This window comes from Rhodanobacter sp. DHG33 (assembly GCF_014843005.1).
Classification (GTDB): domain Bacteria; phylum Pseudomonadota; class Gammaproteobacteria; order Xanthomonadales; family Rhodanobacteraceae; genus Rhodanobacter_A.
The window spans coordinates 174,038-200,283 of sequence record NZ_JACYXM010000002.1 but is presented as its reverse complement, the minus strand read 5'-3'; the positions used below and the strand labels follow the sequence as shown (position 1 = coordinate 200,283).

26 protein-coding genes are annotated in these 26,246 nt (G+C 66.4%); 16 read left to right on the top strand and 10 right to left on the bottom strand.

Translation table 11 applies throughout. The features are described 5' to 3' along the window. Positions 1-85 precede the first annotated feature (85 nt). Positions 86-1,516 carry a M20 family metallopeptidase gene (locus tag IHE46_RS03860; RefSeq protein WP_192163312.1) on the bottom strand — a complete coding sequence of 477 codons (1,431 nt, stop codon included), beginning with the start codon at positions 1,514-1,516 and terminating at the stop codon, positions 86-88. 92 nt (positions 1,517-1,608) lie between these two features. On the opposite strand from IHE46_RS03860, the gene IHE46_RS03855 reads away from it, so the two are divergent. Further along, positions 1,609-2,073, top strand: coding sequence for an SET domain-containing protein (locus tag IHE46_RS03855; RefSeq protein WP_192163311.1), 465 nt, complete (start codon positions 1,609-1,611; stop codon positions 2,071-2,073). 74 nt (positions 2,074-2,147) lie between these two features. Continuing rightward, positions 2,148-2,690 carry a GNAT family N-acetyltransferase gene (locus IHE46_RS03850; protein WP_192163310.1) on the top strand — a complete coding sequence of 181 codons (543 nt, stop codon included), beginning with the start codon at positions 2,148-2,150 and terminating at the stop codon, positions 2,688-2,690. Positions 2,691-3,043: 353 nt separating this feature from the next. Here the strand turns inward: IHE46_RS03850 and IHE46_RS03845 are convergent, their stop codons facing one another. The 3 genes from IHE46_RS03845 to IHE46_RS03835 form a co-directional block, all read right to left on the bottom strand. Continuing rightward, on the bottom strand, positions 3,044-4,087 hold the full coding sequence (locus IHE46_RS03845; RefSeq protein ID WP_192163309.1) for an alpha/beta hydrolase: 1,044 nt from the start codon (positions 4,085-4,087) through the stop codon (positions 3,044-3,046). A gap of 406 nt (positions 4,088-4,493) precedes the next feature. Further along, a complete protein-coding gene (locus tag IHE46_RS03840; RefSeq protein ID WP_343229983.1) occupies positions 4,494-5,369 on the bottom strand; it encodes a hypothetical protein in 876 nt (291 codons plus the stop codon). A gap of 2 nt (positions 5,370-5,371) precedes the next feature. After that, entirely contained in the window at positions 5,372-7,465 is a 2,094-nt protein-coding gene (locus IHE46_RS03835; RefSeq protein WP_225562786.1) for a M1 family metallopeptidase, read from the bottom strand. Positions 7,466-7,733: 268 nt separating this feature from the next. On the opposite strand from IHE46_RS03835, the gene IHE46_RS03830 reads away from it, so the two are divergent. The 10 genes from IHE46_RS03830 (at position 7,734) to tilS (ending at position 18,760) form a co-directional block, all read left to right on the top strand. Next, positions 7,734-8,420 (top strand): response regulator transcription factor, encoded by a 687-nt coding sequence (locus IHE46_RS03830; protein WP_192163306.1) that lies wholly within the window; start codon positions 7,734-7,736, stop codon positions 8,418-8,420. Further along, positions 8,417-9,826: a sensor histidine kinase gene (locus tag IHE46_RS03825; protein WP_192163305.1), complete on the top strand. Its 1,410-nt coding sequence runs from the start codon at positions 8,417-8,419 to the stop codon at positions 9,824-9,826. Before IHE46_RS03830 ends, IHE46_RS03825 begins: the two co-directional genes overlap by 4 nt. A 109-nt stretch (positions 9,827-9,935) precedes the next feature. Then, complete coding sequence (locus tag IHE46_RS03820) at positions 9,936-11,375, top strand: efflux transporter outer membrane subunit (RefSeq protein WP_343229982.1); 1,440 nt, start codon at positions 9,936-9,938, stop codon at positions 11,373-11,375. Next, positions 11,375-12,505 (top strand): ABC transporter permease, encoded by a 1,131-nt coding sequence (locus IHE46_RS03815; protein ID WP_192163304.1) that lies wholly within the window; start codon positions 11,375-11,377, stop codon positions 12,503-12,505. The genes IHE46_RS03820 and IHE46_RS03815 overlap by 1 nt, the downstream gene beginning before the upstream one ends. An 8-nt stretch (positions 12,506-12,513) precedes the next feature. Next, complete coding sequence (locus tag IHE46_RS03810) at positions 12,514-13,254, top strand: ABC transporter ATP-binding protein (RefSeq protein WP_225562784.1); 741 nt, start codon at positions 12,514-12,516, stop codon at positions 13,252-13,254. Then, entirely contained in the window at positions 13,251-14,165 is a 915-nt protein-coding gene (locus IHE46_RS03805) for an HlyD family efflux transporter periplasmic adaptor subunit (protein WP_192163302.1), read from the top strand. The genes IHE46_RS03810 and IHE46_RS03805 overlap by 4 nt, the downstream gene beginning before the upstream one ends. 244 nt (positions 14,166-14,409) lie before the next feature. Beyond that, on the top strand, positions 14,410-15,366 hold the full coding sequence (locus IHE46_RS03800) for an acetyl-CoA carboxylase carboxyltransferase subunit alpha (RefSeq protein WP_192163301.1): 957 nt from the start codon (positions 14,410-14,412) through the stop codon (positions 15,364-15,366). A 30-nt stretch (positions 15,367-15,396) separates the two neighbouring features. Beyond that, entirely contained in the window at positions 15,397-16,677 is a 1,281-nt protein-coding gene (locus IHE46_RS03795; protein ID WP_192163300.1) for a hypothetical protein, read from the top strand. 50 nt (positions 16,678-16,727) lie between these two features. Further along, the gene (locus IHE46_RS03790) at positions 16,728-17,462 is read left to right on the top strand and encodes an NYN domain-containing protein (RefSeq protein ID WP_192163299.1); all 735 of its coding nucleotides are present in this window, start codon (positions 16,728-16,730) and stop codon (positions 17,460-17,462) included. Positions 17,463-17,503: 41 nt separating this feature from the next. Continuing rightward, entirely contained in the window at positions 17,504-18,760 is a 1,257-nt protein-coding gene (gene tilS / locus IHE46_RS03785) for a tRNA lysidine(34) synthetase TilS (protein ID WP_192163749.1), read from the top strand. 27 nt (positions 18,761-18,787) lie between these two features. Here the strand turns inward: tilS and IHE46_RS03780 are convergent, their stop codons facing one another. Then, positions 18,788-20,080, bottom strand: coding sequence for an MFS transporter (locus tag IHE46_RS03780; RefSeq protein ID WP_343229981.1), 1,293 nt, complete (start codon positions 20,078-20,080; stop codon positions 18,788-18,790). A 197-nt stretch (positions 20,081-20,277) separates the two neighbouring features. On the opposite strand from IHE46_RS03780, the gene IHE46_RS03775 reads away from it, so the two are divergent. Continuing rightward, a complete protein-coding gene (locus IHE46_RS03775; RefSeq protein WP_192163298.1) occupies positions 20,278-20,535 on the top strand; it encodes an exodeoxyribonuclease VII small subunit in 258 nt (85 codons plus the stop codon). Then, a complete protein-coding gene (locus tag IHE46_RS03770; protein ID WP_192163297.1) occupies positions 20,519-21,415 on the top strand; it encodes a farnesyl diphosphate synthase in 897 nt (298 codons plus the stop codon). The genes IHE46_RS03775 and IHE46_RS03770 overlap by 17 nt, the downstream gene beginning before the upstream one ends. A 50-nt stretch (positions 21,416-21,465) precedes the next feature. Here IHE46_RS03770 and IHE46_RS03765 read toward each other — a convergent pair whose 3' ends face one another. From IHE46_RS03765 to pmbA, 3 genes are all read right to left on the bottom strand, one after another. After that, entirely contained in the window at positions 21,466-21,828 is a 363-nt protein-coding gene (locus IHE46_RS03765) for a DUF805 domain-containing protein (RefSeq protein WP_192163296.1), read from the bottom strand. Between the two features lie 91 nt (positions 21,829-21,919). Beyond that, positions 21,920-22,297, bottom strand: a complete 378-nt coding sequence (locus tag IHE46_RS03760; protein ID WP_192163295.1) for a DUF4870 domain-containing protein — start codon at positions 22,295-22,297, stop codon at positions 21,920-21,922. Positions 22,298-22,369: 72 nt separating this feature from the next. Then, positions 22,370-23,737, bottom strand: coding sequence for a metalloprotease PmbA (gene pmbA, locus IHE46_RS03755; protein WP_192163294.1), 1,368 nt, complete (start codon positions 23,735-23,737; stop codon positions 22,370-22,372). 118 nt (positions 23,738-23,855) lie between these two features. On the opposite strand from pmbA, the gene IHE46_RS03750 reads away from it, so the two are divergent. Both IHE46_RS03750 and yjgA read left to right on the top strand, forming a co-directional pair. Beyond that, the gene (locus IHE46_RS03750; RefSeq protein ID WP_192163293.1) at positions 23,856-24,107 is read left to right on the top strand and encodes a DUF1653 domain-containing protein; all 252 of its coding nucleotides are present in this window, start codon (positions 23,856-23,858) and stop codon (positions 24,105-24,107) included. Further along, a complete protein-coding gene (gene yjgA, locus IHE46_RS03745) occupies positions 24,104-24,637 on the top strand; it encodes a ribosome biogenesis factor YjgA (protein ID WP_192163292.1) in 534 nt (177 codons plus the stop codon). The genes IHE46_RS03750 and yjgA overlap by 4 nt, the downstream gene beginning before the upstream one ends. A 93-nt stretch (positions 24,638-24,730) precedes the next feature. Here the strand turns inward: yjgA and IHE46_RS03740 are convergent, their stop codons facing one another. Continuing rightward, positions 24,731-25,684, bottom strand: coding sequence for a Nudix family hydrolase (locus tag IHE46_RS03740; protein ID WP_225562783.1), 954 nt, complete (start codon positions 25,682-25,684; stop codon positions 24,731-24,733). An 8-nt stretch (positions 25,685-25,692) separates the two neighbouring features. Beyond that, positions 25,693-26,181, bottom strand: coding sequence for a dihydrofolate reductase (locus IHE46_RS03735; RefSeq protein WP_192163291.1), 489 nt, complete (start codon positions 26,179-26,181; stop codon positions 25,693-25,695). Between the last annotated feature and the right edge of the window lie 65 nt (positions 26,182-26,246).

The following is a 26,246-nucleotide window of genomic DNA, read 5'->3' as shown; positions in this document are numbered from 1 at the left end:
GCGCCTTTGGCTCCGCACAAATGCACTCGCGAACCTGGCCCCTCACCCCGGCCCTCTTCCCGACAGGGAGAGGGAGAAAACCGCATCAGCCCTTGGCGCCCTGCACGAAATGCTTGGCCACCACCTCGGCCACCACCGCCGACACCTTCTTGCCGGTGGGGATGTGCAGGAACTCGTTGGGGCCGTGGGCATTGGAGTGCGGCCCCAGCACGCCGGTGATCAGGAACTGCGCCTTGGGAAACTTCTCGCCCAGCATGCCCATGAACGGGATCGAGCCGCCCTCGCCCATGTAGGTGGCCGGTGCGCCGAACTGGTTGCGCGACGCCTCGTCCACCGCCTCGGCCAGCCACGGCGACAGCGCGGGCGCGTTCCAGCCGCTGCCGTCCTTCTCCAGGGCGAAGCTGACCGTGGCGCCGTAGGGCGGATCCTTCTCCAGCAACTGCTTGAGGAACTGGCCCGCCTGCTTCGCGTCCAGCGTGGGCGGCACGCGCAGGCTCAGCTTCACTGCGGTGAACGGGCGCAGCACGTTGCCGGCGCTGTCCAGCGGCGGAATGCCGCCGATGCCGGTGACCGCCAGCTGCGGGCGCCAGGTGCGGTTGAGCACCAGCTCGGGCAGTTCCTTGGTGACCGGCTGCATGCCTTCCGCCCACGGGAACTTGCCGTAGATGTCGCTGCCCAGCACGGTGGCCGCATGCTTCGCCTGCTCCACGCGCTGGGCGGGGATGTCGACGTACAGCTCCTTGGGCTTGATCGCGCCGGTCTGCGGGTCCTCCAGCCGCGAGAGGATCTCGCGCAGGATGCGGAAGCTGGACGGCACCACGCCGGAGGCGTCGCCCGAATGCACGCCCTCTTCCAGCACCTGCACGGTGAGGTTGCCGCCGGTCATGCCGCGCAGCGAGGTGGTGAGCCAGAGCTGGTCGTAGTTGCCGCAGCCCGAGTCCAAGCACACCACCAGCGAGGGGTTGCCGATGCGCGCGGCAAGATGGTCGACGTAATACGGCAGGTCGTAGCTGCCCGATTCCTCGCAGGCCTCGATCAGGATCACGCAGCGCGCGTGCGGCACGCCCTGCTCGTGCAGCGCCAGCAGCGCGGCCAGCGAACCGAAGATGGCGTAGCCGTCGTCGGCGCCGCCGCGGCCGTAGAGCTTGTCGCCCTTCAGCACCGGCGTCCACGGGCCCAGGCCCTCGGCCCAGCCGGTCATCTCCGGCTGCTTGTCCAGATGGCCGTAGAGCGCCACGGTGTCGTCGCTTGTACCGCTGGCCGGCACTTCGATGTAGATCAGCGGCGTGCGGCCTTCCAGCTGCACCACTTCCAGCGTGCTGCCCGGCAGCGCGGCGAGCTTGGACTTCGCCCAGTCGCTCATCAGCTTCACCGCCGCATCCATGTGGCCGTGCGCCTTCCAGTCCTTGTCGAACATCGGCGACTTGTTGGGAATGCGGATGTATTCCACCAGCCTGGGCACGATCTCCTCATCCCACAGGCCGCTGACGAAGCGGGAAAGGCGGGCGGTATCCATGGGCACTCCGGAAGCGTGGGAAAGACCGACATTCTAGCAAGCCGGCACCACGGCCCCGGCTACACTGGCGTCCCGCTCCAACCGGCCACGCCATGATCCTGCCGCGCTACCACATCGACGCCTCGCGCATCCCCGGCGCGGGCAAGGGCCTGTTCCTCGACGAGGCCGTGCGCGCCGGCAGCATCGTCACCGCGCCCGACGCCATCAACCAGACCTACCGCCATGCCGAATTCGACTCGCCGGAGCTGGCCAAGCTGAAATACGCCAGTGCCCGCTGGTTCGAGGACCGCTACACCGTGTCGCCGGACTGGCCGGACGAGTGCTACATCAACCACAGTTTCCAGCCCAACGGCCTGTGGCACCTCGGCTTCGTGTTCGCCCTGGCCGACCTGCCCGCCGGCAGCGAAATCACCGTGGACTACCGCCACCTGCTCCCCCCCGGCGAAACCGAGGATTTTGCGGATGCAGCAACTGGTGAGACAATCGTCGGCTTGTCCTGGACGGAAAGCCTCGCTTCGAGCACCCGCACCCTTGCGGCGCTGCTCAAGAATGCATGACGCGAGGCTTGGGCGCGGAGCGCTTGGGGGAGCACAGACAGGCTCCTAGGCACGTGACTTGCTTCTGATTCGGCATGATTGACATACCTACCATCGAAACGGCGCGCCTGCGCCTGACTGCGCTCACCGAACGCCACTTCGACGACTACGCCGCGATGCTGGCCGACCCCGCCAGCACCCGCTACATCGGCGACGGCCAGCCGCTGGACCGCACCAACGCCTGGCGTTCGCTGGCGATGTTGCTGGGCCACTGGCAGTTGCGCGGCTACGGCATGTGGGCGCTGGAACTGAAGGCCACCGGCGAGTTCATCGGCCGCGCCGGCCTATTCCAGCCCGAGGGTTGGCCCGACCTGGAACTGGGCTGGATGCTCAAGCCCGAGCACCGCCACCACGGCTACGCCACCGAGGCGGGCGACGCGGTGCTGGACTTCGCCTGGAACCGCCTGCATGCGCCGCGCGTGATCAGTCTGGTCCGCGTGGGCAACGAAGCCTCCGACCGCGTGGCCGAGCGCCTGGGCGGCGAGCACATCGAGGACAGGGATTTCTACGGGTGCGATACGCATGTGTTCGCGTATTACCCGCCGCATCGCGAGCTTCGGCGCGTCGCCTGCGGTTGAGGTTGCTCTCTTCTGCTAGCGAACGTTCGCGACAACCGCTTATTCCATAACTTTGGTTTGCATGCGGCTGGCTTTCTTGATGGCCGACGCGAGTAACAAACCAGTTCCGTGCGCCTACTGGCGCCCAAGTCCCTTCTCTTTACTGGCCTAAAGAGCAGGAACCAAGAGAAGTGGCCCCGTTTGATACGCCGGGGCTACAAGCAGCCTGTGTCGCGGGTTTGGGAGTCACTCCCGCCTATGCGATAGACGGTGCCGCATTCCGCACTACATCTGGAAAATGAAGGCATCCACGCTCGTCATTTCGGCGTGGCGGAACGCAAGCGCTTCGCAGCAGCGATTGCGTCGCGCAGAGCTCATTGAGCGCTCTTCGAGGAAACCTCATCCAAAACAGTTTCAATCGCCGAGATCACGGCATTCGGCTGATCGAGTTGGATGTAGTGACCGGTATTGGCGACCATTTGGCTCTGCCCTCTTGTCGAGCGAGAGGCGAGTTCGTCATGCATCTGTATCCAATTGCCCTGCAGGATTTTCCTCGACTCCTTCGTCTCGCCGGGACCAAGCGGCATTTTTCTGTCGCGATCGAGATCGCGCGTCAGCACGATCAGCGGCATGTCGCCGAAATCGCGATGCGCGGCGCGGACCTCGTCTTCGCTCACGCCGCCACGGACGCTTTTCAGCTCGGACGCCAACGCCTTTTGATAAGCCGGCTTGACGTACAAGGCTTCATGGGCCGAATTAATGGCATCGGACATGGTGTCGTCAGGTTTGGTTATGCATTGCTTATACAGCGGCGTGCCTTTCTCGAAGCCTGTTTCGGATTGCTTGATGCACGCATCGTGCTGCCGCAGCCAGGAGGCCAGCAGCTTGCTGTCGTAATCGGGAAACGCCTGGCGCATTGCCTCGACCTGTTTTTCGTTGGCCGGGTCCACCGCCACCATGCCGACGACCTCCGACCGGTACAGGCTGGCGAACAGCAACATGTTCAGCCCGCCGTATGAGTGCCCGACCAGGACATACGGCCCACGGATTCCCGCGTTGACCAGCAGCTTGTGCAAATCGTCCACGATGTTGGCGCTGGTCCCCGGACGTGTCGCAGGATCGCTGAACCCTATCCCCGCGCGGTCATAGGAACAGGTGCGCGTCCGTTTCGCGATCACCGGCTGCACAAAGCCCCAGACGCTGCTCTCGTCGCCTAGCCCGGAGTCGAAAACGACCGTCGGCGAGCCCGACCCCACGCAGAACAGATTGAGGCGCCGGCCATGCGCGACCTCGACCATTCGTTGCGCCTTCGCATAATGGCCGTCGTCGATCACCGGCTGCTTTGCAGCTTGCGCATGCAATGTCGAAAAGGCCAAGGCCATCAAGGAAAACGACAACGAGGTTTTGCGGCAGCGCATACTTGGGAAGCCTCCTCATGATTGGCCGATTTTGTGGCGTATTGAAACACTGCAGAAAGAGCGCTCGCATCCACAACTGTCACTCAATCTAGTGGCGCTTTTCGCTGCGGCCATGTGCTTAATGTCATGACACGGCACTGGGGAATATTTCGATGCGCCACTCCAGTATCGGAGTACGAAAAAACGTCCGCTTTGGATCAAAAACGGACACTACGTGCAAACCTAAACCGCTATCGACAGGAAGTGCCAGCAATGGGCTTGCGCGTGTGTCGCGCGGTTAGCTCACACAGGAGAGAAACACTTCGGGCCGCTGAGCGGCCCGAAGAAATTGCCCTGCCAATGGTCGACGACGCAAAAACCGAAGCTCTCTCTCACTCACGAGTGAAAAACGAGAAAACAGGTTGCGTCAACGTATCGGCGCCAGCCGTGCCAACGCGAACAACCGCGCAACACGCATCCACCCCAACACCGCCACGATCAACTGGCTGAACAAAAGCGCCAGCCAGAAGCCGCCATCCACCGCTGTGGTGTGGATGCGCGCGATGCCCAGCGCGCCGGCGATCGCCAGCCCGATCAGGCTCACCACCAGATAGAACAGCAGGGTCTTCAGCGGTCGACGCAGAAGCTGCTTGATGCCACGGCCGAAGGCACGCGTGGCCGAACGCAGGCCGGTATCGGCAATGAAGGCGGCACGGGAAGATTCCACGATTGCCTGCATCAGCACGAACACCGCCAGCAGCACCCAGCGTGCACCGTGCGCAGCGGCATCCGCCTGCGATTCCAACACGGCCTGGTCGGCGTGCTTGTCGGCCATGTGCGAAGCGGCACCTGCAACCAAGGCCACCACCGCATACGGCAACAGCGACCACAGCATCACACGGAACATGCGGCCGTATTCGATCCAGCCGTTCTGCAGCAGCGGGCCGAAGCCCAGGCTGCGGCCGGCGCGCCCGCTGCCCACCGCCATGCCGTCGAGGAAGGGCGACAGTAGCAAGGTGAGTATCAGCCCCAGCAGCGCCGCCCCGCTCAGCCAGGCAGCATGGCTGCCCATCGCGAACGCCGTATCGCCGAACATCAGCGGGTCGAACTGATGCGCCCAGGCGTCGGCGTGCACGGAGTGGTCGAGCAGGTCGGCCAGCGAACGCCACAGCGGCAATGCCACCACCGTGGCCGGCAGCAGCATCAGCAGCAGCCAAAGCAGCAGCAAACGCCATTGCATGGCCGCGGCCATCGCGGAGAACAGGGCGCCGAAGCCGGCGCGCGGGGCAGTCGTCCTGGCCATCATCACAGCGTCACCAGCATCGAGTAGAAGGTCTGCAGCAGCGCGGCCGCGTCCGCCGTCCAGCGCTTGGAAGCGGCGCCGTTCGGCTTGGTCGCCAGGCTGTCGTTGAGTTTGTTGGCGTCGAGGTACACCTGCTGCGCAGGATCGAGCTCGGCGGATACCACCTTGCTGGCCTGCTCGAACTCGAAGCGCGCCCAGCGGCGGTCGTCGTCCCAGCGCACGTCTTCGTGGTGGCCGTCGGCAAAAGTGACGCGCAGCGTCTCAGGTACGCGCGCACCGTCACGCAGCACGGTCACCGTGCTGTGCCAAGGGAACGGACCGGCGCTGTCCGGCTTGCCGTCGGGATGGGCCTTCTTCCAGTCCGCGCGCTGCTTGTCGATCTGTTTGTCCAGTGCGGACTCGTCGGCCACCGGCTTGCCGTCCTGCCACGTCACGCCGGCCTGCGGCAGCACTTCGTGCGTGTCGATATCGGTCACGCGGTCATCGATGTGCGCCGTGCCGTAGACGACTTCGTCGAAGATGGCGTTCACGTCCTTCGCATCGCCGGTACCGTCGACCAGGGCCTGCTGAAGGTCAGCCACCGACGGGTGACGGAAGCTCCAACGCTGGTAGTACAGGCGAATGGCCTTGTCCATCACCGGCTCGCCGACACGCTGCTCCAGGTCATGCATGGCGGTAGAGGTGCGCGTGTACACCGAGCCATAGCTGGAACTGGAAAGCCTGTCCCAGCTGTTCTGCGCCAGCGGGTCTTCCGGGCGATCCAACTGGGCACCCAGGCGCTCCGTCTGGAAGCCGCTCATGGCAGGCGCAATGCCCAGCCATTTCATGAAAGGCGTGGCGAGCACGACGTCTTCCTTGCGGTCGCGCATCATGCGGTCGTCCCAGAACTCGTTCATGCCTTCGTCGAGCATGGGTTCCTCGAATTCGTTGGAAGCGAGGATGCCGTAGAAATAGCCATGGCCGAATTCGTGGATGTTCACAAAATCGCTGCCGTACTGGCTGAGGGTGCCCGGCGTGACCTCCTTGTAACCTTCGGAGGTGAAGAAGGTGGGGTACTCCATGCCACCCGCTTCCTGCGCGTTGTACGGCGGAATCACCGCGGTGACCGTGTGGTACGGATACGGCGCGATGGTCTGCGAGAAGTAAGCCAGCGAATCGATGGTGGATTTCAGCGTGGGCGCGGCACTGGCCACGTATTCGGCCGGATAGATCACGCGCACGGCCACCGTGGGACTCCCCTCGCCGGTGTAGGTGCCATCCATCGTCTTGTAGCCCTTGGCGGCCACCCACGCGAAGTCGTGCACGTCGCCCTGCATGTAGTGGTAGCTGGTGCGCCCGTTCGCCGACTGCGGCTCGCCCTGCAACTGGCCCACCGCGCCCACGGTGTAGTCGCTGGGCACGTTCAGATGGACGTCGTAGCTGCCGAAATCGGCGTAGAACTCGCTGTTGAAGTGGAATTCGTGCACGTTCCAGCGCGGCGCGGTAGCGCCGCGCTCGCCGGCCAGTTCCAGCACGCCGATCTTGGGAAACCACTGGCCGACCAGGTTGAAGTCGCCCCACCAGCCCGTGCGTTCCACCACGCGCGGCAACTGGCTGAGGAAGCCTATGTCCAGCGCCAGCGTGCCGCCCGCCGGCACCGGCTGGGCGAGATCGATGCGCACCACGGTGTGGTCGGTCGAGGGGCCGCCATCCGGGTGCACGAAGCTCCACTTCAGCGCCGTGCCGTCCTGCGCCACGTCCTGCAGACGAATCCAGCCCCACTGCCCGTCTTTCAGCACCGCGTTGCCGCGCGAGCGGCCGTGGGCGGTGAGCACCTGGCGCTCGGTGAACCAGGTGCTGCCGTCGCCCTCGAAGGCGTTGAGGTAAAGATGGAAATAGACATGACTGACCGGGCGGTCGCTGCGGTTGCGCCAGGTCATGTGTTCCTTGCCGGCGACCTGATGCTTGCCGGCATCGAGGCTGGCGTCGATGGCGTAGCTCACCACGCGGTCCGATAGCGTGGCTTCCTGGCCCGTGCGCTGGCCGCCCCAGGCGTTCGCCGCACTGGGCGTGGTGATGATGGTCTGGTGCGCCGGCGCAAACGGGATCGGGGCCATGATGTTGTCCGCCGCCAGGGGCGTCACCGTCACCTGCGCAGAAGTCGCGCTCGATGCACACCAACCGACGACCGCTGCGGCGAGCCACAGCCCGCCCCTCCTCTTGATCGACCCCATTCGCATGCTCCCCACTGGCAATCGCGCCAGACTGCGCCTTGGCGGCCCCGTCGTCATAGGCCAAAGGTCATGCCTGGCCGCCCCACCTGCTAAGCTGCGGGACGGGCAGTGCATGGCAAGCTGTGCACCCCGTAGCAGACACCCGAACCGCATGCGCATCCTGCTGGCCGAAGACGACCCCTCCATCGCCGAAGGCATCTGCGTGTCGTTGCGCCACAGCAACCACGCCGTGGACCACGTGGCCAGCGGCCAACTGGCCGATGCCGCGCTGCGCGAGCACGATTACGACCTGCTGGTGCTGGACCTGGGCCTGCCGCAGCTGGACGGCAGCGAAGTGCTGCGCCGGCTGCGCGGCCGCGGCGGCAGCGCGCCGGTGCTGGTGGTGACCGCGCGCGACGGCCTGGACGAGCGCATCCGCGTGCTCGACCTCGGCGCCGACGACTACCTCGTCAAACCCTTCGCGCTCACCGAGTTCGAGGCCCGCGTGCGCGCCCTGCTCCGCCGCAGCAGCAGCCAGGGCGTGCCCGAACTGAAGATCGGCCGGCTGCGACTGGACCTGCCGGGCCATCGCGCCTGGCTGGACGACGACCCGCTGGAACTCACTGCGCGCGAGTTCGGCCTGCTGGAGGCGCTGGCCACGCGCGCCGATCGCGTCACCAGCCGCGCGCAGCTGATCGAGGCGCTGTGCAGTTGGGACGAGGAGCTCACCGACAACGGCCTGGACATCGCCATCCACCGCCTGCGCCGCAAGCTCGAAGGCAGCGGCACCGGCGTGCGCACCATCCGCGGCCTCGGCTACCTGCTCGAAGAAACCACCGACGACGGCGGCCACGCATGAACCCGTCCCCGGCCCGCCGTCCCAGCTTGCGACGCCGCCTGCTGGGCTTCCTGCTGATTCCGGTGGCGATCCTGCTGGTGCTGGACATCCTGCTCACCTACGGCGTGGCGCTGAGCTATTCCAACCACGTGCACGACCGCGACCTCGGCAACGACGCGCTGACGCTCGCCAAAATGATGAGCAACGAACAAACGGGCGGCGAGCTGACTTCGCAGGCGCGGTTCCTGTTGCAGTACGACCCCAACGGCAACGGCTACTTCAGCATCGTCAGCCGCCAGCGCGGCTTCCTCGCCGGCAACGACCGGCTGCTGCCGGCGACGCGGATTCCCGCCGTGGGCGCGCCATCCGAATTGTTCGACATCCGCCTGGACGGCCATCAGCTTCGCGCGGTCACGCTGAGCACCACGGCCAGCGGCCATCCGGGCGACACCCTGGTCATCACCGTGGCCGAAACCCTGAGCGACCGCCACGCACAGGCGCGCAGCATTCTTTACCTGGCCATCCTCACCCAGTCGCTGCTGATCGTGTGCGTGCTGTCGCTGGTGTGGTTCGGCGTGAACCACGGCCTGCGCGTGCTCGATCCGCTCACGCGGCGGCTGGCGCGGCGCAACCATGAGCTCACCCCTATCGGCGGCCCGGACGTGCCCCAGGAAATCCTGCCGCTCACCCGCACCATCGACGCGCTGTTCGCACGGCAGCGCGGCATGCTGGCGCTGCACGACCGCTTCATCGCCGACGCCGCGCACCAGCTGCGCACGCCGCTGACGGGCCTCGGCCTGCATGTGGAGCACGCGCTGGCCAACCCCGACCCGGCTACCGTGCACGAGGCACTCACCCACATCCGTCGCCTCAACGAGCGCGCCGCACGCACCACCGCGCAACTGCTGGCGCTCACCCGCGCGCAGGCGCCGTCCACCGACGCCATCGAGCACATGCCGATGGACCTCGCACGCTGGGTGCCCGAGGCGGTGATGCAGCGCGTGCACGATGCGCTGGTCGCCGGCGTGGACCTCGGCTATCAGGGGCCTGAGCAACCGCTAAGCATCCACGGTCATGCTGCGAGCCTGCATGACCTTCTGGACAACCTCATCGACAACTGCATCCGCTACGCCGGCCGCGGCAGCACCGTCACGGTAAGCCTGCAGGCTCGCCCCGACGGCGGCGCCAACCTGGCGGTCGAGGACAACGGCCCGGGCGTGCCGCCCGAGTTCCTGCCGCGCCTCAGCGAACGCTTCTTCCGGGCACCGGGCAGCAGCGAGGAAGGCAGCGGCCTGGGGCTGGCCATCGTGCAGCGCATCGCCGAGCGCCACCATGCCGAGGTGATCTACCAGCTGGGCGAGGAACGCGGCCTGTGCGTGGAGGTGCAGTTCCCGGCGCCGCGGGCGCACGGCAATACCGCGACGTGATCCGAGTTGCCGACGACGCACTGACAGTCCCGGTACCCGGCCTGTATCCTTGTGCGGATTCGCACGGTCGTTATCCGTTGCTCCATCCACCACTGTTATGTGACTGACCGTGGACTTGATTTCGATTGACATCGCAGCGCGCCGTCATTGGCGCATCACCCTGCTGGCGGCGGCCATCGCGCTCGCCGGCTGCTCGGTGTCGATGCCCAAACTGAAGCCGCCGATCCCGGCGCAGTGGCAGCATGCGATGGCTTCGCAGGCAGCCGCACCCACCGACCTGCACAGCTGGTGGCGCGCCTTCGACGATCCGGCGTTGAACGCACTGGTCGACCGCGCGCTCGCGAACAACCTCGACGTGGCACAGGCGGCGGAACGGCTGCGCGCAGCACGCACCCTGCGGCAACACGCCAGCGATCCCTACCTGCCCTTCCTCAAGGCCAGCACCGACCAGGTGATCGATCCCGACGCCAGCGCGTCCTATCTGGTGGCCGGTTTCGATGCCAGCTGGGAATTCGGCCTGTTCGGCCGCGCCCAAGGCGCTCGTCGCGAGGCACAGGGCGACCTGGATGCCAGCGCGGCCGACCTGCAGTCGGCACGCGTGACGCTGGTCGCCGAAGTCGTGCGCAATTGGATCGAGATGCGCGCCGCCCAGCAGCAGGAAGTGCTGCTGCAGCAGATCGGCGATGTACGCAACCATCAGCTCGACCTGCTGAAGATCCGCCAGCAGCTCCAGTTGGCTCCGGCCGGCACGGTGGATCAGGCCGTCGCCGCTGCCGCGGAGGCGCAGGCCGCGCTTGCCGCGCCACGGCAAGCCATCAACGAAGCGGCGCAGCAGCTGGCCGTGCTAGTCGGCCAGAACCACCCCGACGCCGACTGGCTGCAGGCCGGTCCGCAGCCTCAGCTGGGAACCTGGCAATTGCCCGGCACGCCGGCCGACCTGCTGCGCACCCGCCCCGAGATCGCCCGCGCCGAAGCCGATGTGCTGCGCGCTGCCGGCGAGATGGGCCTGGCCCACGCCGACCGCTTCCCCAGCCTTGGCCTCGACGCTTCGATGGTCTGGGCCAACGACCTCAACAACAACCGCAAGCACACCGTGGACAACGGCCTGGTGTCGATAGGCCCGATGTTCAACATGCCGCTGTTCGACTGGGGCATGCGCGCCGCCGTCGAACATGCCAAGTCGCACGAACTGAAGGCCGCCGTGTTGGCCTACCGGCAGGCCGTGCTGCAAGGCGTGGCCGAAGTGGAAACCGCGCTCGGCACGCTGCAGCAGCAGGAGCAGCGCGAGCAGCACAGCCTGGAGGCATGGCAGGCACTGCAGCGCGTTGACGATTCGATGCAGACTCGCGTGAAGCTGCGACTGGACAGCCCGCTGGCGCTGGCCGACGGCCAACTGGCCACCACCCAGGCCGCGATCGCGCTCGCCGATGCACGTGCCAGCCACAGCCTCGCCTACGTGGCCTTGTTCAAGGCCCTCGGCGGCGCGCCGCTGCCGGCAGACGAAGCCCCCGGCGCAAAGTCCGGCAAGTCCGCTGAGGCGACGCACTGATGGTGGCCCTGGCGCGCAAGACCCTGGTGTACGAATGGCGGCGCTTCCTGCCCGCCATCCTCGCCGTGGGCTTCGCCGGACTGCTGCAGTTGCTGCAGCTGGCGCTGGTGCTGGGCATCTTCGGCGCCACCAGCGTCTACATCACCGGCTCCTCCGCCGATGTGTGGATCGGCTACCCCGGCACGCAGAGCGTGGGGTCGGGCCGCTCCATCGACGCCAACGTGCAGTCGCGCATCCTGATGGATCCCGCGGTGACGCGCGTGGAACCCTACGAATGGATCGACGGCGACTGGCGCGGCACGGGCGACACCGGCGGCGTGTCGGTGTTCGTCTCCGGCATCGACACTTCCGCCGACGGCCTGATGTTCTCTAAGGTATTGCCGGCCGCCTTGCGTACGCGGTTGGCCGAGCCCGACGCGGTGATCGTGGATCGCGCCGATCTCGGCAAGCTGGGCGTGACGCTGGACGGCACCGCCACCATCAACGGCCGGCGCGTGCGCGTGGTCGGCGTGAGCAGCGGCCTGCGCGGGCTGGGCGGCATCAACGTGCTCGCCTCGCTGGACACCGCGCGCAGGCTCGACACCGACGACGACGACGCGGGCCCCACCTATCTCGTCGCCAAACTGAGCGATCCGACGCAAGCCAATGCGGTAGCGCGACGCCTGCGCGGCAGTGCGGCCTTCGGCCCCTACACCACGTGGAGCGCCGCCGATTTCGCCCGCATCTCGGTGCGCTATTGGCTGTTCGATACCGGCGCCGGTGCCGGCGTGCTGTTCCTGGCCGGCATCGTGTTCCTGGTCGGCGCGGTCATCACCAGCCAGACCCTGGTGGGCGCGGTGCAGGGCTCCGTGCGCGAATACGCCACGCTCAACGCGCTGGGCGTGGGCGTGGGCGCGCTGCGCAAAGTGGTACTGGAACAAGCGTTCTGGGTGGGTGCGCTGGGCCTTGTCGGCGCCACTGTGTTGGGCGTGCTGCTGCTGCTCGCGGCTCGCGCCGAAGACGTGCCGGTCACGCTCGGCCCGATCGCCGCGCTGGCGTGCATCGCGCTGGTGATGGGCCAGGCTGCAGTGTCCGGCATGGCCGCGATGCGCAGCATGCGCCGCATCGATCCGGCGACCCTGCTGCGATGAACGCCACGATGCCCACCGCTGCCGCGACGCCGCGCGCCCCCATCCTGCGGGCCGACCATGTGTGCAAGGCCTTCGCCTCCGGCAAGCTGCACACGCAGGTGCTGAACGGCCTGTCGCTGAGCATCGACCCGGGCGAACTCACCCTGATCTCCGGCCCTTCCGGCTGCGGCAAGAGCACCCTGCTGGCCGTGCTCAGCGGCCTGCAGAAGGTGGACAGCGGCCACGTGCACGCCCTCGGCAGCGAACTGGGCCAGCTCGACCTGCGCGCGCTGGAGCACTTCCGGCTGCAGCACACCGGCTTCGTGTTCCAGGGCTTCAACCTGTTCCCCGCGCTCACCGCGCTGGAACAAGTGGAGCTGCCGCTCAACCACATGGGCCTGTCGAAGCAGGAAGCCCGCGCCCGCGCCCGCCGCTCGCTGGAAGAAGTGGGCCTGGCCCACCGCATCAAGCTGCGGCCCTCCGAACTCTCCGGCGGCGAGAAGCAGCGCGTGGCGATCGCGCGCGCCTTGGCCAAGGAACCGGAGCTGTTGTTCGCCGACGAACCCACCAGCGCGCTGGACGCCGCCAACGGCCAAACCATCATCGACATCCTGCACACCATCGCCCGCACGCACGGCACCACCGTGCTGTGCGTGAGCCACGACCCGCGCCTGGTCGCCCACGCCGACCGCGTGCTGGCGATGGAGGATGGCCGCATTCTCAGCGACAGGCGTCCCGACGCCAGCGCTTCCAAGGAAACCCCGCCATGACGCCGACCGCCCTTCGCTTGCCGTGTTTCGCCGCGTGCGCGCTGGCCGCCACGCTATCGCTCGCCGCCTGCTCGAAGAGCGCGGAGCCGGCTGCAACCGCCGCCGCCAGTCCGTATGCCGCAGTGGCGCGTGGCCGCGTCGACATCGAAGGCGGCCTGCTCACGCTCAACATGCCGCGCGAAGGCGTGCTCGCCAACGTGGCGGTGCACGAAGGCGATACCGTCAAGCAAGGGCAGTTGCTGGCCGCACTGGATACCCGCCCTGCCCAGCTCGCCGTGGATTCCGCGCAAGCGCAACTCGAACAGGCACAGGCACAACTCAAGCTGCTGGCCGTCAAGCAGGCCGCCGCCAAGCTGCGCGCGCAACGCCTCGCCGCCGCCGCCGCCGCCGGTGCCGGCGACGGCCAGAGCGCCGATGACGCCCACGAAGCCAGTGCGCAACTCGACGCCGAACAGGCCGCCGACCAAGCCGCCAGCGACATGGCTGCGCAGAAGCTGGCCGAAGCGAAATACGAACTGGCGCAACGCAGCCTGCATGCCCCCTTCGATGCCACCGTGGTGCACGTGACCGCCCAGCCCGGTGCCAGCGTGTCCTCCGCCGATGCGCTGTTCACCCTGCTGCCGGACAAGCCGCGCATCGTGCGCGCCGAGCTCAACGAGAGCTTCGTGGGCACCGTGCATCCCGGCATGCGTGCCGAGGTGGTCGCCAACGACGACGCCGAGAACGGCAAATGGAACGCCCACGTGCTGCGCATCGGCCAGGTCTACGGCCCGGCCACGCTGGAAAACGATCCGCAGACCCGCGCCAACGCGCGCACGGTGGAATGTGTGCTGGCTTTCGACCAGGCGGAGCAGCAACTGCGGATCGGGCAGCGGGTGATCGTGCGGTTCATGCCGGACGGCAAGCCCTGATCGGGCTTTTCCTCGGCGCTTAGTGACGCCCGCTTTCACGGGCACGATGTTTTGATCGTCGCCCCTTCTGTTCGCAAGGTACGAAGCGGTTCCGGGCGCTGGCGGATGGGCGAAACCGCCCTGCCGCTTGCGAAAGGCAGCAAAGGAGCTTCCCCCGGCAGGCATGGCTCGCCATACGCCCCCGTTCTCCCACTTTCCGCGTGCCCGCTATACTCCCGCCCTTTCATGCGATGAACCTCGGCGAATGAATCCCAACTTCCTCGATTTCGAACAACCCATTGCCGAGCTGGAGGCGAAGATCGAGGAGCTGCGCCGCACCAGCGACGGCCAGGCACTCGATATCGACGAGGAAGTCGGACGGCTGCGCGAAAAGCTCAAGCTCAAGACCAACGACATCTTCAAGAACCTCAGCTCGTGGCAGATCGCCCAGATGTCGCGCCACCCGGCGCGGCCCTACACGCTGGATTACATCGGCGTGATGTGCGAGGAGTTCCATGAGCTGGCCGGCGACCGCATGTATGCCGACGACGGCGCCATCGTGGGCGGCCTCGGCCGCATCAACGGCCGTTCGGTGATGATCATCGGCCACCAGAAGGCGCGCGACACCAAGGGCAAGCTCAAGCGCAACTTCGGCATGCCGCGTCCCGAGGGCTACCGCAAGGCGCTGCGCCTGTTGAAGATGGCCGAGCGTTTCGGCCTGCCCGTGCTCACCCTGATCGACACCATGGGCGCCTATCCCGGCATCGGCGCCGAAGAGCGCGGCCAGAGCGAAGCCATCGCCCGCAATCTGCTGGAAATGGCCGATCTCAAGACGCCGATCATCTGCACCGTGATCGGCGAGGGCGGCTCCGGCGGCGCGCTGGCGATCGGCGTGGGCGACCGCGTCAACATGCTGCAGTACTCCACCTATTCCGTGATCACCCCGGAAGGCTGCGCCACCATTCTCTGGCGCAGCGCCGAACGCGCCAAGGACGCCGCCGAGGCGCTGGGCCTCACCGCGCCGCGCCTGCTGGAGCTGGGCTTGGTCGACAAGGTGATCCGCGAACCGCTGGGGGGCGCCCATCGCAACCCGCACTCTATGGCGATCCGCTTGAAGGCCGTGCTGATGAACCAGCTCGACGAACTCACGCCATTGCCGGTCGACACCCTGCTGGAGCAGCGCTACCGGCGGCTGCGCAGCTATGGCGCATATCAGGAATAGAACTGCGCCGGCCAGCGCATGGAGGTTTCGGTGAAGACTCTCTTGCGCCACGCGCCGAAGATGCTTCTTTTCGTTTCCTTGATGTTCATCATGGTCGTACCGGCAGTTGTTGCTGCTGACCAGGCGACCGCGCACTCACTGCTCCCGATAAAGTCCAAGACGGATCTGACGCATTACCTGCGCGATACACCGGCCGGAACTTCGCCGCTGGACAAACTACCGCCGTGGTCGCGCAGACGGTTCCTTGCTCAGGTGGAATTTGGCTCGCGCGGAGCCACGAATATCAATTTCGGCGAGCCCATGGCCGAATTGACCCATCCGCAAATCGTCCAGGTCTTCGCCCTGTTCGGAAACGAGCAGGAAAAGCTTGCCCAAGGCATGGATATCGGTCTGACGCCGGCCGAACAATCCCGCATCGCACAGGAACGCGCTGAGGACGCCAAGGCGCGCAACTGCGCCCCGGAAAGCTGTCCCGAAAGTGAGATCGAACGACGTTATGACGATCTGATTCTGCAGGCATCCCCCTTTTCCGTTCCGACTGCAAAACGCGTTGTTCTCGATCGCCAACGCTACGACCGGCTGTTCTCTGAATACCAAACGCCGGAGCGATTGCGCGCGACCAGCAGTCCAGATCTGCGGCTTCTCATGCGCGCAACCGAGTACGCACTGCCGATGTTTGGCCCGCCGAGTGCGATTCATATCGCCCAGTTGCAGATCGACCTGGCCGAAATGCAGCGACGCGGCATGATTGAGGATCACGACTACGCCCACTTGTACAGACTGCTACTGTCAGACCGTCAATTCACCAAGGCTGCTGCACTGCTACACGAGCATCCCGGCTTGGGAGAAAGCGCCATGCCGACCGTCCGTGACCGTACCAACGACTCCAATCACCTAGCGACCACCGCACTGATCATCGACAAGCACGGCGGCATGACTCGCGAATCGTTTGATATTTCACATGCGATGCACATCGTGGCTCTCAGCGGCGACGGATGCCATTTCTGCGATGAAGCCGCACATGCCGTTGAAACGGACGCGCAACTGCGCCCGCTATTCGCGCATCACGCGATGTGGCTGGCCAGCCAGGGAGACGGTTTCGAATATGCCAAGACGTGGGACCACCTGTTTCCCGAACAGCCCATGCACATCGCCTGGCAGAACTCAGAATGGCCGATGCTTGGCAGTGATGCGTGGGGAGCGTTGCCGGCGTTCTACGTCTTTCAGGACGGAGTGTTGATCAAGAAATTCCTGGGCTGGGGTGACGTCAAGAAATTCAAGCAATCCCTGCACGAGGCCGGCGCGCTGTAGCTGCGCTGGCGCTACCATCGGTAGCACCATCAGGCTGCCGGAAATCCGCCATGGCCCACGACAAGCTCGCCGTACTGATCGACGCCGACAACGCCCGCCCGGCCATCGTCGAGGGGCTGCTCGCCGAAATCGCCAAATACGGTACCGCGCACGTCAAGCGCATCTACGGCGACTGGACCAAGCCGGACCTCAACGGCTGGAAGGATGCGCTGCTGCGCCACTCGATCCAGCCCATCCAGCAGTTCCGCTACACCGTGGGCAAGAACGCCACCGACTCGGCGATGATCATCGACGCGATGGATCTGCTCTACGCCGGCCGCTTCGACGGCTTCTGCATCGTCTCCAGCGACAGCGACTTCACCCGCCTCGCCTCGCGCATCCGCGAATCCGGGCTCACCGTGTACGGCTTCGGCGAGCGCAAGACGCCCGAGCCGTTCCGTACCGCCTGCGACAAGTTCATCTACACCGATGTGCTGGTGCGCGTCGACGAAGGCGAAACGGAGGCTGCGCCCAAACCGCGTTCGGCCAAGGAGCTGCGCGGCGATACGCGTCTGATGAACCTGCTGCGCAACGCCATCGAAGCCGGTTCCGACGAGTCCGGCTGGGCCGGCCTCGGCCCTGTCGGCAGCATCCTCAACAAGCAGTCGCCCGATTTCGATTCGCGCAACTACGGCTACGCCAAGCTCAGCGGGCTCATCAAGGGCATTGGCCTGTTCGAGACCGAGGAACGGCACATCGGCAACGGCAAGCACATCTACGTGCGGCCCAAAAGCGGCAAGAAGTGAAGCCATCGCTGTCCAGCCAACTCGACGACGCACTGGCGGAGATGCCCGAAGCCGCGCTCTGCGTGGCCTTCAGCGGCGGCCCCGACTCGACCGCCCTGCTGCATGCCCTGGCGCAGCTGCCCGCGGCACGCGCGCGCGGCCTGCGCGCGCTGCACATCGATCATGGTCTGCATCCCGACAGCGCGGCATGGACCGGACACTGCCGGCACTTCTGTGCCGCTCTCGGCCTGGACTGCGAGGTAGTGCGCGTGCAGGTCGAAACGCAGCGCGGCGAGGGCACGGAAGCGGCCGCGCGCCATGCGCGCTACGCCGCCTTCGTGGCGCATCTCCGTACCGGCGAGATCCTCGCGTTGGCGCATCACCGCGACGACCAGGCCGAGACCGTGCTGCTGAAACTGTTGCGCGGCGCAGGCCCGGAAGGCCTGGGAGGCATGCGCGAGCGCCGCCCGCTGGGGCGCGGCCAATTGTGGCGGCCGCTGCTGCAAACCGTCACGCGTGCGCAACTGCGCGACTACATCGCTCTGCATGACCTCGCGTGCATCGACGATCCCTCGAACGCGGACACCCGGCTGGCGCGCAACCACCTGCGCCACGACATCCTGCCTCGCCTCGCAGCACACTGGCCGCAGGCGGTGGATTCCATTCTGCACAGCGCCAAGCTCAGCCGCGCCGCCGCCGACGCATTGCGCGCGGAATGGTTCGCTGCCTTCACGGCATTGCATGACGTAGCCGATGGCAGCCTCGATGCGGACGGCTGGCTGGCACTCGCGCCCGCTTTGCGCGAACCGCTGCTGGCCCACTGGCTGCACGCACGCAGCCTGACCGCTCCCACCACGGCGCAACGCGCGCAGATCGAGCGGCAATGCGGCGCACGCGCCGGCCAGCTGCCCTGCATCCGTTGGCCCGGTGCGGAACTGCATGTCTGGAAAGCACGGCTCTGGGCACATTCGCCGCGTCCAGCCATCGCTGCGGGCTGGCAGGCCACCTGGCACGGCGAACCGCTCGCGCTGCCCGACGGCGGACGGTTGAGCCTCGAACCGGCTGCCCGGCTTCCTTTCGCTCTGAACGTGCGCATGCGCAGCGGTGGCGAACGCATCAAGCCTGCTGGTGATCGCCATACCCGCGAGCTGCGTGCGCTGTTTCAGTCCGGCATGATCCCGCCATGGCAGCGCGATGCCTGCCCCCTGCTCTACGAAGGCGAAAAGCTGATTGCCGTAGCCGATCGCTGGTTTGACGACCGCGCCGATACCCTCTTCGCCCAGATCGGCGCACGCCCGCACTGGCAGCCGGCCGAATAGATCCGGCAATCCAGGCCAACGTGGCCATTACGACTCCTGGCCAGCCTTACCGTTCAAATCCGACGCAGACGACACCATCGCACCACCTACCCGGCGGTTGACGAAATACATCAGCACCAGCGACAGCAGCGTGGTGCATACCAGCACGTCACCCAGCACATCGAAGTGCAGCAGGCGGCCGTCACTGGCTTGCATCACCACCATGCCGCCGAGCATGGCCGCGAGGCCGCCCGACATCTGCTGCAACGACGAGCTGATCGACATGTAGGCGCCGCGATCGGCCGGCTTCGGCAAAGCGGACATCAGCGCCGACGAGGAAATCATGCGCGAGAAGATGCCGATCTGCAGCAGCGCGCTCACCACGATCAGCATCCACAGACCGACGTTGGAGAGGCGCGTATAGATCAGCACCATCACGATGGTCGCCGCGCAGCCGAAGACGAACACGCGGAACTTGCCGAATGCGTCGCTGGCCCGCCCGATCAGCGGCCCCATGATCGCCGACACCAGACCCGTGATCAGGTACACCACCGACAACTGTTCTACCGGAATGCCGATGTTGTGCACGATGAACAGCGTGGAATACGGCATCAGCAGGAAACCGCCGATCGTCAGCATGGCCGTGGTGACGAAGCCGATCAGGTACGAGCGCTCGCGCAGCGTGTGCGACAAGTGATGCAGCGGGTGGCGGTCCGGCTGCAACGCCAGATGCGCATTGACGGGACGCAAGCGGCTGAAGATCGCTACGCCGACCACCGAGCACACCGCCACGACCATGAAGAAAGGCGAGTTCCAACCCCAGTGGCTGGAGAGTACCAGCGCTAGCGGCAGGCCAAGCACAGTGCTGGCTGCAAAGGCCGACTGTATGAAGCCCATCACGCGGCCGCGCATCGACAAGGGGAACAGGTCGGTGACGATCGCCATCGAAGCGGCACCGACCACGCCGGCGAACAGTCCGGTCACCATGCGCGCCAGCAGCAGCGCGACGTAGCTGTGCGACAAAGCGCAGCACAGCGTACCGATCATGAATCCCGTATAGAAAACCAGCAGCAGCTTTTTCCGGTCGAAACGGTCGGCGAATCCCGCAGCGGCGATACCCGAAACGCCCGCGGCAAAGGCATAAGCCGACACGACATCGCCGAATTGGCCCGGGGTGATCTTGAGCGCCGGGGTGACGATGGCACCCAGCGGCGCCAGCAGCATGAAGTCCAGCACGATGGTGAATTGCAGGAAGGCCAGCACGGCCACCACGAATTTCTGGTAGCCGGAAAAGCCCATGCCGGCCGTGTCGGCGGCAGGCGAAGCGGATGGATTGGGCACAAAAACTCCGTTGCCGGACCACGTCCGTGGTCCGGGCCGTTTGCAGGATGGACATAAGATAGTATTTAGATATATCGAAATCAAGCCTACCCAGAGTCACGATGCTGAATCGCAGGCTTCTGCCACCTGGACGCTGCATCACGAAGCACGGTGCCGGCGATTGATTCAGGGCCTGCGCTGCGTTAGTTTTGCGGCCCATGGCCAAGACCGTTTCCACCGCCGCCAAGACGCCGCCAGCTGCCGATTTCGAGCACTCGCTGGACGAGCTGGAACAGCTGGTAGCGAAGATGGAAGGCGGCCAGCAGAGCCTGGACGAATCGCTGGCCTCCTTCGAGCGCGGCATCGGCCTGTACCGCCACTGCCAGCAGGCTCTGGAGCAAGCCGAATTGCGCGTGCGCCTGCTGCTCGACCCCGAAGCCCCCGACAGCGCCGAACCGTTTGAACCCGAACATTGAACTGGGACCGGCACTGCAAGCGCTGATCCGCCGCGCCGAACAGGCGCTGGACGCCCACCTGCCCGACGCCGAACAGCCGCCCGTCGAACTGCACCGCGCCATGCGCTACGCCGTGCTCGGCGGCGGCAAGCGCCTGCGTCCCCTGCTGGTCTATGCCGCTGCCCACGCACTGGCTTGCGACAACGGCGCGCTCGATGCCTCGGCCTGTGCGGTGGAGCTGATTCACGCCTATTCGCTGGTGCACGACGACCTGCCCGCGATGGACGACGATGACCTGCGCCGCGGCCGCCCCACCTGCCACATCGAGTTCGGCGAGGCGATGGCGATACTCGCCGGCGACGCGCTGCAGGCACTGGCCTTCGAGCTGCTCGCCGCACCCGGTGCGGCGCCCGACACCCAGACCGGCATGCGCATGCTGCACGCTCTGGGCCGCGCCTGCGGCGCCGAAGGCATGGCCGGCGGCCAGGCACTGGATCTCGCCGCGGTGGGCAGAAAGCTCACGCTGGCCGAGCTAGAACACATGCACGCCTGCAAGACCGGTGCGCTGATCCGCGCCTCGGTGCAGCTCGGCGCGCTCGCGGCCGGCGCCGACGAAGCCGCCCTCGCCGCGCTCGACCGCTACGCCTCTGCCGTGGGCCTGGCCTTCCAGGTGCGCGACGACATCCTCGACGTCGAAGGCGAATCCGCAGTGATCGGCAAGACCGCCGGCAAGGACGCTTCCGCCGACAAGCCCACCTTCCCTTCGATCATCGGCCTCGACGCCTCGCGTGCGCGGCTGGCCGAACTCACGACGATCGCGCTCGATGCAATCGAGCCTTTCGGCACGCACGCCGGGTTGCTGGCAGAACTGGCGCTATACGCCGCTCATCGCAACCACTGAAATCAAAAGAGCGGCCGATGCCGCTCTTTTGTTCGACACGGTTGCGCCGCTCAGATCACTCCGGCCTTCGGATCCGGACCATACCGATTGCCGCCGGAATCGCCGGCAGTCGCGAACAATACGATGAGCCAGATTCCGCCAATCAACGGGATCAACTGGATCAGCATCCACCAGCCACTGCGTCCCGTATCGTGCAACCGACGCACACCCACCGCGATGCACGGCAGCAACGTGACCAGACAGTAGACGCCGCTCAACATGGGCACGTGGACCGCCTGGCCAATCGCCTCCGCCACCACGGTGACGATCAGATCGACCAGGGAAAACATCCAGAATTCCTCGCGTCGCGCGCGCCCCTCGAAATCCGCGTAATGCCCTTTGATGCAGTTCAGGTACCAATCAAAGAAATTCATGGCGCGCCTTTCGGTGAATTGACGCTAGGCATTTCTGCAACCCGATTCCTCCGTGCGTGGCGTACCTATGCACGGAGGAATCCTTGCTGGCTCAGCTCACCAAGCGCAACGCGAACGGATAGCGGTAGCTGCCCTCCGAGCTGACCCTGACGGCGGCGATGATGCAAAGCACGAGGTTGGCGATCCACAGCAGCCAGCCCAGCAGCGCGCCGATCAGGATGACCGCCAGCACGCCGCAGACGACGTAGCCGATCAGCACGGTGATCTGGAAATTCAACGCTTCCTTGGCTTCCCTGACGAGGTAGGCCTTGTCGGCGCGATCCTTGTGCACCAGCCACACGATCAACGGCACGATCACGCTGAGCAGGAAACCCGACAAGTGGGTGATCATGGCAAGGTTGCGGTCGTCGCTGCTGCCTTCGGTGGTGGCAGGTGGCGGCGGTGGCATCTGATCCGACGGCGTACTCATGAGCAATCCTCCCGGTGAGTGAAATGCGCGCATCGCGCATGGGTCAAACGCCCGTGCAGCATGCCGCAGGAATCAGCCGCCCGCCACTGTCATCCGTCCCACGAGCATGGAGCCGCAGAGGATGTGCGAGCGCGGATCGACGTCCGCACCGACGGCGCGGATGCCGGCGTACATGTCGCGCAGATTCGCGGCAATGGTGATCTCCTCGACCGGATAGGCGATCACGCCGTTCTCCACCCAGAAACCTGCCGCCCCCCGCGAGTAATCGCCGGTGATCGTGTTGACGCCCTGCCCCATCACCTCGGTGACCAGCAGGCCCGTGCCCAGCCGACGCAGCATGCCGGCGAAATCGCTGGCTTCGCCGTCCTCCGCGCCGGGCGCTACCTGAAGATTGTGGATGCCGCCGGCGTTGCCGGTGGATTGCAGGCCGAGCTTGCGCGCCGAATAGCTGCCCAGCACATAGCGCGCCAGCACACCGCCATCCACCAGGGTGCTGTCGCGCGTGGCCACGCCTTCCCCGTCGAAGTTGCCCGAGGCATGGCCGCGCTTCAAGTGCGGCTTCTCGTCGATACGCAGCCACGCCGGCATGATCGTCTTGCCGGCGTGGTCGAGCAGGAAGCTGGCACGGCGGTACAGCGCGCCGCCGCTCACCGCGCCGACCAGGTGGCCGATGAGGCCGCGCGCGATCTCCGGCGCGAACAGCACCGGGGTTTCGCGCGTCGTGAGCCCGCGCGCGTCCAGCCGTGCCAGCGTGCGTTCGGCAGCCTTGTCGCCCAACGCCTTCGCGCTCATGAAGTCGCCGGCGTCGCGCACGCTGTCGTACCAGTAGTCGCGCTGCATGCGATCGCCCTCGCCGGCGATCAGCGACAGCGACAGCGAATGCCGCGTGCCGCGCTCGCGGCCGAGGAACCCGTGCGAGTTCGCATAGACGGCCAGGCTTTCGCCCGCCTGCACGCCGGCGCCATCGGAATTGGCGATGCCCGCGTGCGCGCGGCCGGCATCCTCGATGCGCTGGCCCAGCTCGATGGCGCCCGCGGTATCGAGGGCCCAGGGATGCCACAGGTCGAGATCGGGAAAATCCTTGGCCATGCGCGCGGCGTCGGCCAGGCCCGCAGCGGAATCTTCCTCGGTGAATTTCGCGATGGCGCAAGCCTGGTCCAGCGTGGCCTGGATCGAGTCGGTGTTGAGGTCGGCCGTACTGGCCGAGCCCTTGCGCTGGCCGAAGTACACGGTGAGGCCGAAGCCGCGATCGCGGGTGTGCTCCACCGTTTCGACCTCGCCGAGGCGCACGTTCAAGTTGAGCCCGGTATCGATGCTGGCGGCCACCTCGGCAGCGCTGGCGCCGGCCGCGCGGGCACGGCGGATCACGTCCTCGGCAAGGTTGGCGAGGCGGTCCAGTTCCTCAAGGCTGCGGTCGTTACGGGTGGCGATCTCGCTCACGGGAAGCTCTCAGGCAGGTCAACGGGCTGGATTCAAACAGGTAGAATGCACGATCCGCGCCGTGCCGTCTCCACATGGGGGCGCTGCGGCCCAACCGCAACGCATCGCGAAGCCACCCATGGTCGTCCCGGGCCTCTACCGCCACTACAAGGGCCAGCACTACCGCGTGCTCGGCACTGCCCGCCACAGCGAGACGCAAGAATCGCTGGTGGTGTACCAGGCGCTGTACGGCGAACACGGCCTGTGGGTGCGCCCTGCGGGGATGTTCGCCGAAACCGTGATCGTGGACGGCGCGAGCGTGCCCCGCTTCGCGCTGGAACGGGCCGAACCGGGCCTACCCGAAAAACCGGGCCTGCTGGAAAACCGATGAACCGCAACTACACCGACGACCCCGACCACGACTACGGCCCTACCCGCACCCAGCAGCGGCGCGACGCCCTGGCCGTGCTGGAACTGGCCAACCAACTGGTCGAGCTGCCGCCGACGCGGTTGGCCAAGCTGGAACTGCCCGACGACGTGCGCGACGAGATCGCCCACGTGCGCCGCATCACCTCGCACATCGCACGCAAGCGCCAGCTGGCCTTCCTCGCCAAGGTGATGCGTCGCCACGACAACGAGGCCTTCGACTCGGTACGCGCCGCACTGGGCGAAAACCGCGACCGCCAGCGGCAGGAAACCGCCGCGATGCACCGCATGGAAGCGCTGCGCGATCGCCTGCTGGGCGACGACGGCGACACGGCGGCTTCCGAACTGATCGAGCAGCATCCCGACGTGGACCGCCAGCACCTGCGCGCGCTGATCCGCCAGGCGCGCGTCGAGAAGGCCACGCCGAACAAGCCGCCGCGCGCGTTCCGCGAATTGTTCCAGTTGCTCAAATCCCTGCAGGACAGCGAGGCTTAAACAGCGCACTCAGCGTGCGCGGGTCCGGGCCTCTGGGCCTCTGGGCCTTCAGCCCTCGCACACGTTGGGGATCATCCCGCACGCGGTGCGTGCCTATGGTCCAGGCCAAAAACCGCGTATCCCCGCCACGCCCTGCGCGCCTGAAGCACGAGCCTGCGGCAACAGCGCCGGCGACATACCGCCAAGCGCATAGACCGGCATCGCAGCAACTTCGGCCAACGCTTCGAAACAGCCCCAGCCCAGCGGTGTCGCATCCGGGTGGCTAGCAGTGGCCATTACCGGCGACAGCGTGGCGAAATCCGCGCCCAGCTCCAGTGCCATCGCCAACTGCGCGGCATCGTGGCAACTCGCGCCGACGGCTTGCCGCAGCGGCAGCGGGCGCGCGTCGAGCTCGGCCAGTTGTGCACCTGTCAAATGCACGCCTACGTCCAGCAACCGGGCACCTTCGATGTCCGAATTGAGCAACAGTTGGGTTCCGCATCTGCGCGCCAGAGGCAACAACGCTCCGGCGAGTTCGCGGACGGCATCCTTCGACCAGAGCGGCAGGCGCAATTGCACCAGGCGTTCGCCGGATTCGATGGCATGGGCGATGCGTTCGAACCAGGCATCGCGCTCTTGTTGCGGTACATCGGCCGGCGTGAGGAGGTAATGCGGCGGCAGGCGCAGCGCCTGCAGGATCGCGCGGTCGGCGGGCGCCAATGTCGCCAGGTCGACCTGCGATGGCAGGCACCACTGCAGGCCCTGCCCTTCCAGCGAACGCGGCTCGCCGCGCCATCGCGTCACGCGCCACGCATCCAGCAACAGCCCACGTTCGTGATAGCGCCATGGCACGCGGATCAGCGGCGCGGCTTCGACCAGCGCGATGCCGAGTTCCTCGTCCAGTTCGCGCGCAAGCGCCGCCAGCGGCGTTTCGCCGGGTTCACGCTTGCCTCCGGGAAATTCCCACAACCCCGCCAGATGCTTGCCGGCGGGGCGTTCGGCCAGCAGCACGCGACCCTCGCGGTCGCACAGCGCGCCGGCCAGCACATGCAGCGGCGCGGCGCTCATGAACGCGCTCAACTGCCGCGGACGTACTCGACCATGTCGAAATCGTGGGCGTGCTCGGCATCTTTCTTGTGATGCACGCGCGAGACCTCGGTCCAGTCGCTGAAATGCACGCCGGGGAAGAAAGTATCGGCGCCATCCACGGCCGCGCCGACCCAGGTCAGGTACAGCCGACGCGCGAGCGGCAGGGCCTCGCGATACACCTGTCCGCCACCGATCACCATCAGGCCGGTGCCATTGCAGCGGGCCAGCGCCTCGTCGATCGAGCGCACGGTGATCTGGCCGGGGAACGGCGCCTCGTGGCGACGCGACAACACGTAGTTGGTGCGCTCCGGCAATGCACGCCCCACCGACAGCGCGGTGTTGTAGCCCATCAGGATGTTCTTGCCCACGGTGAGCTGCTTGAACCAGCGCAGGTCGTCGGGCAGATGCCACGGCAGTTGCCCCTTGCGTCCAATGGCGAAGTTCTCGTCCAGCGCGGCGATCAGCGAAATGGCCATCGGTGCTCCAGGGGCAAATGTGGCAGATTGGGTGACACATGGGCGGCGCGGCGCGCTGCCCATGC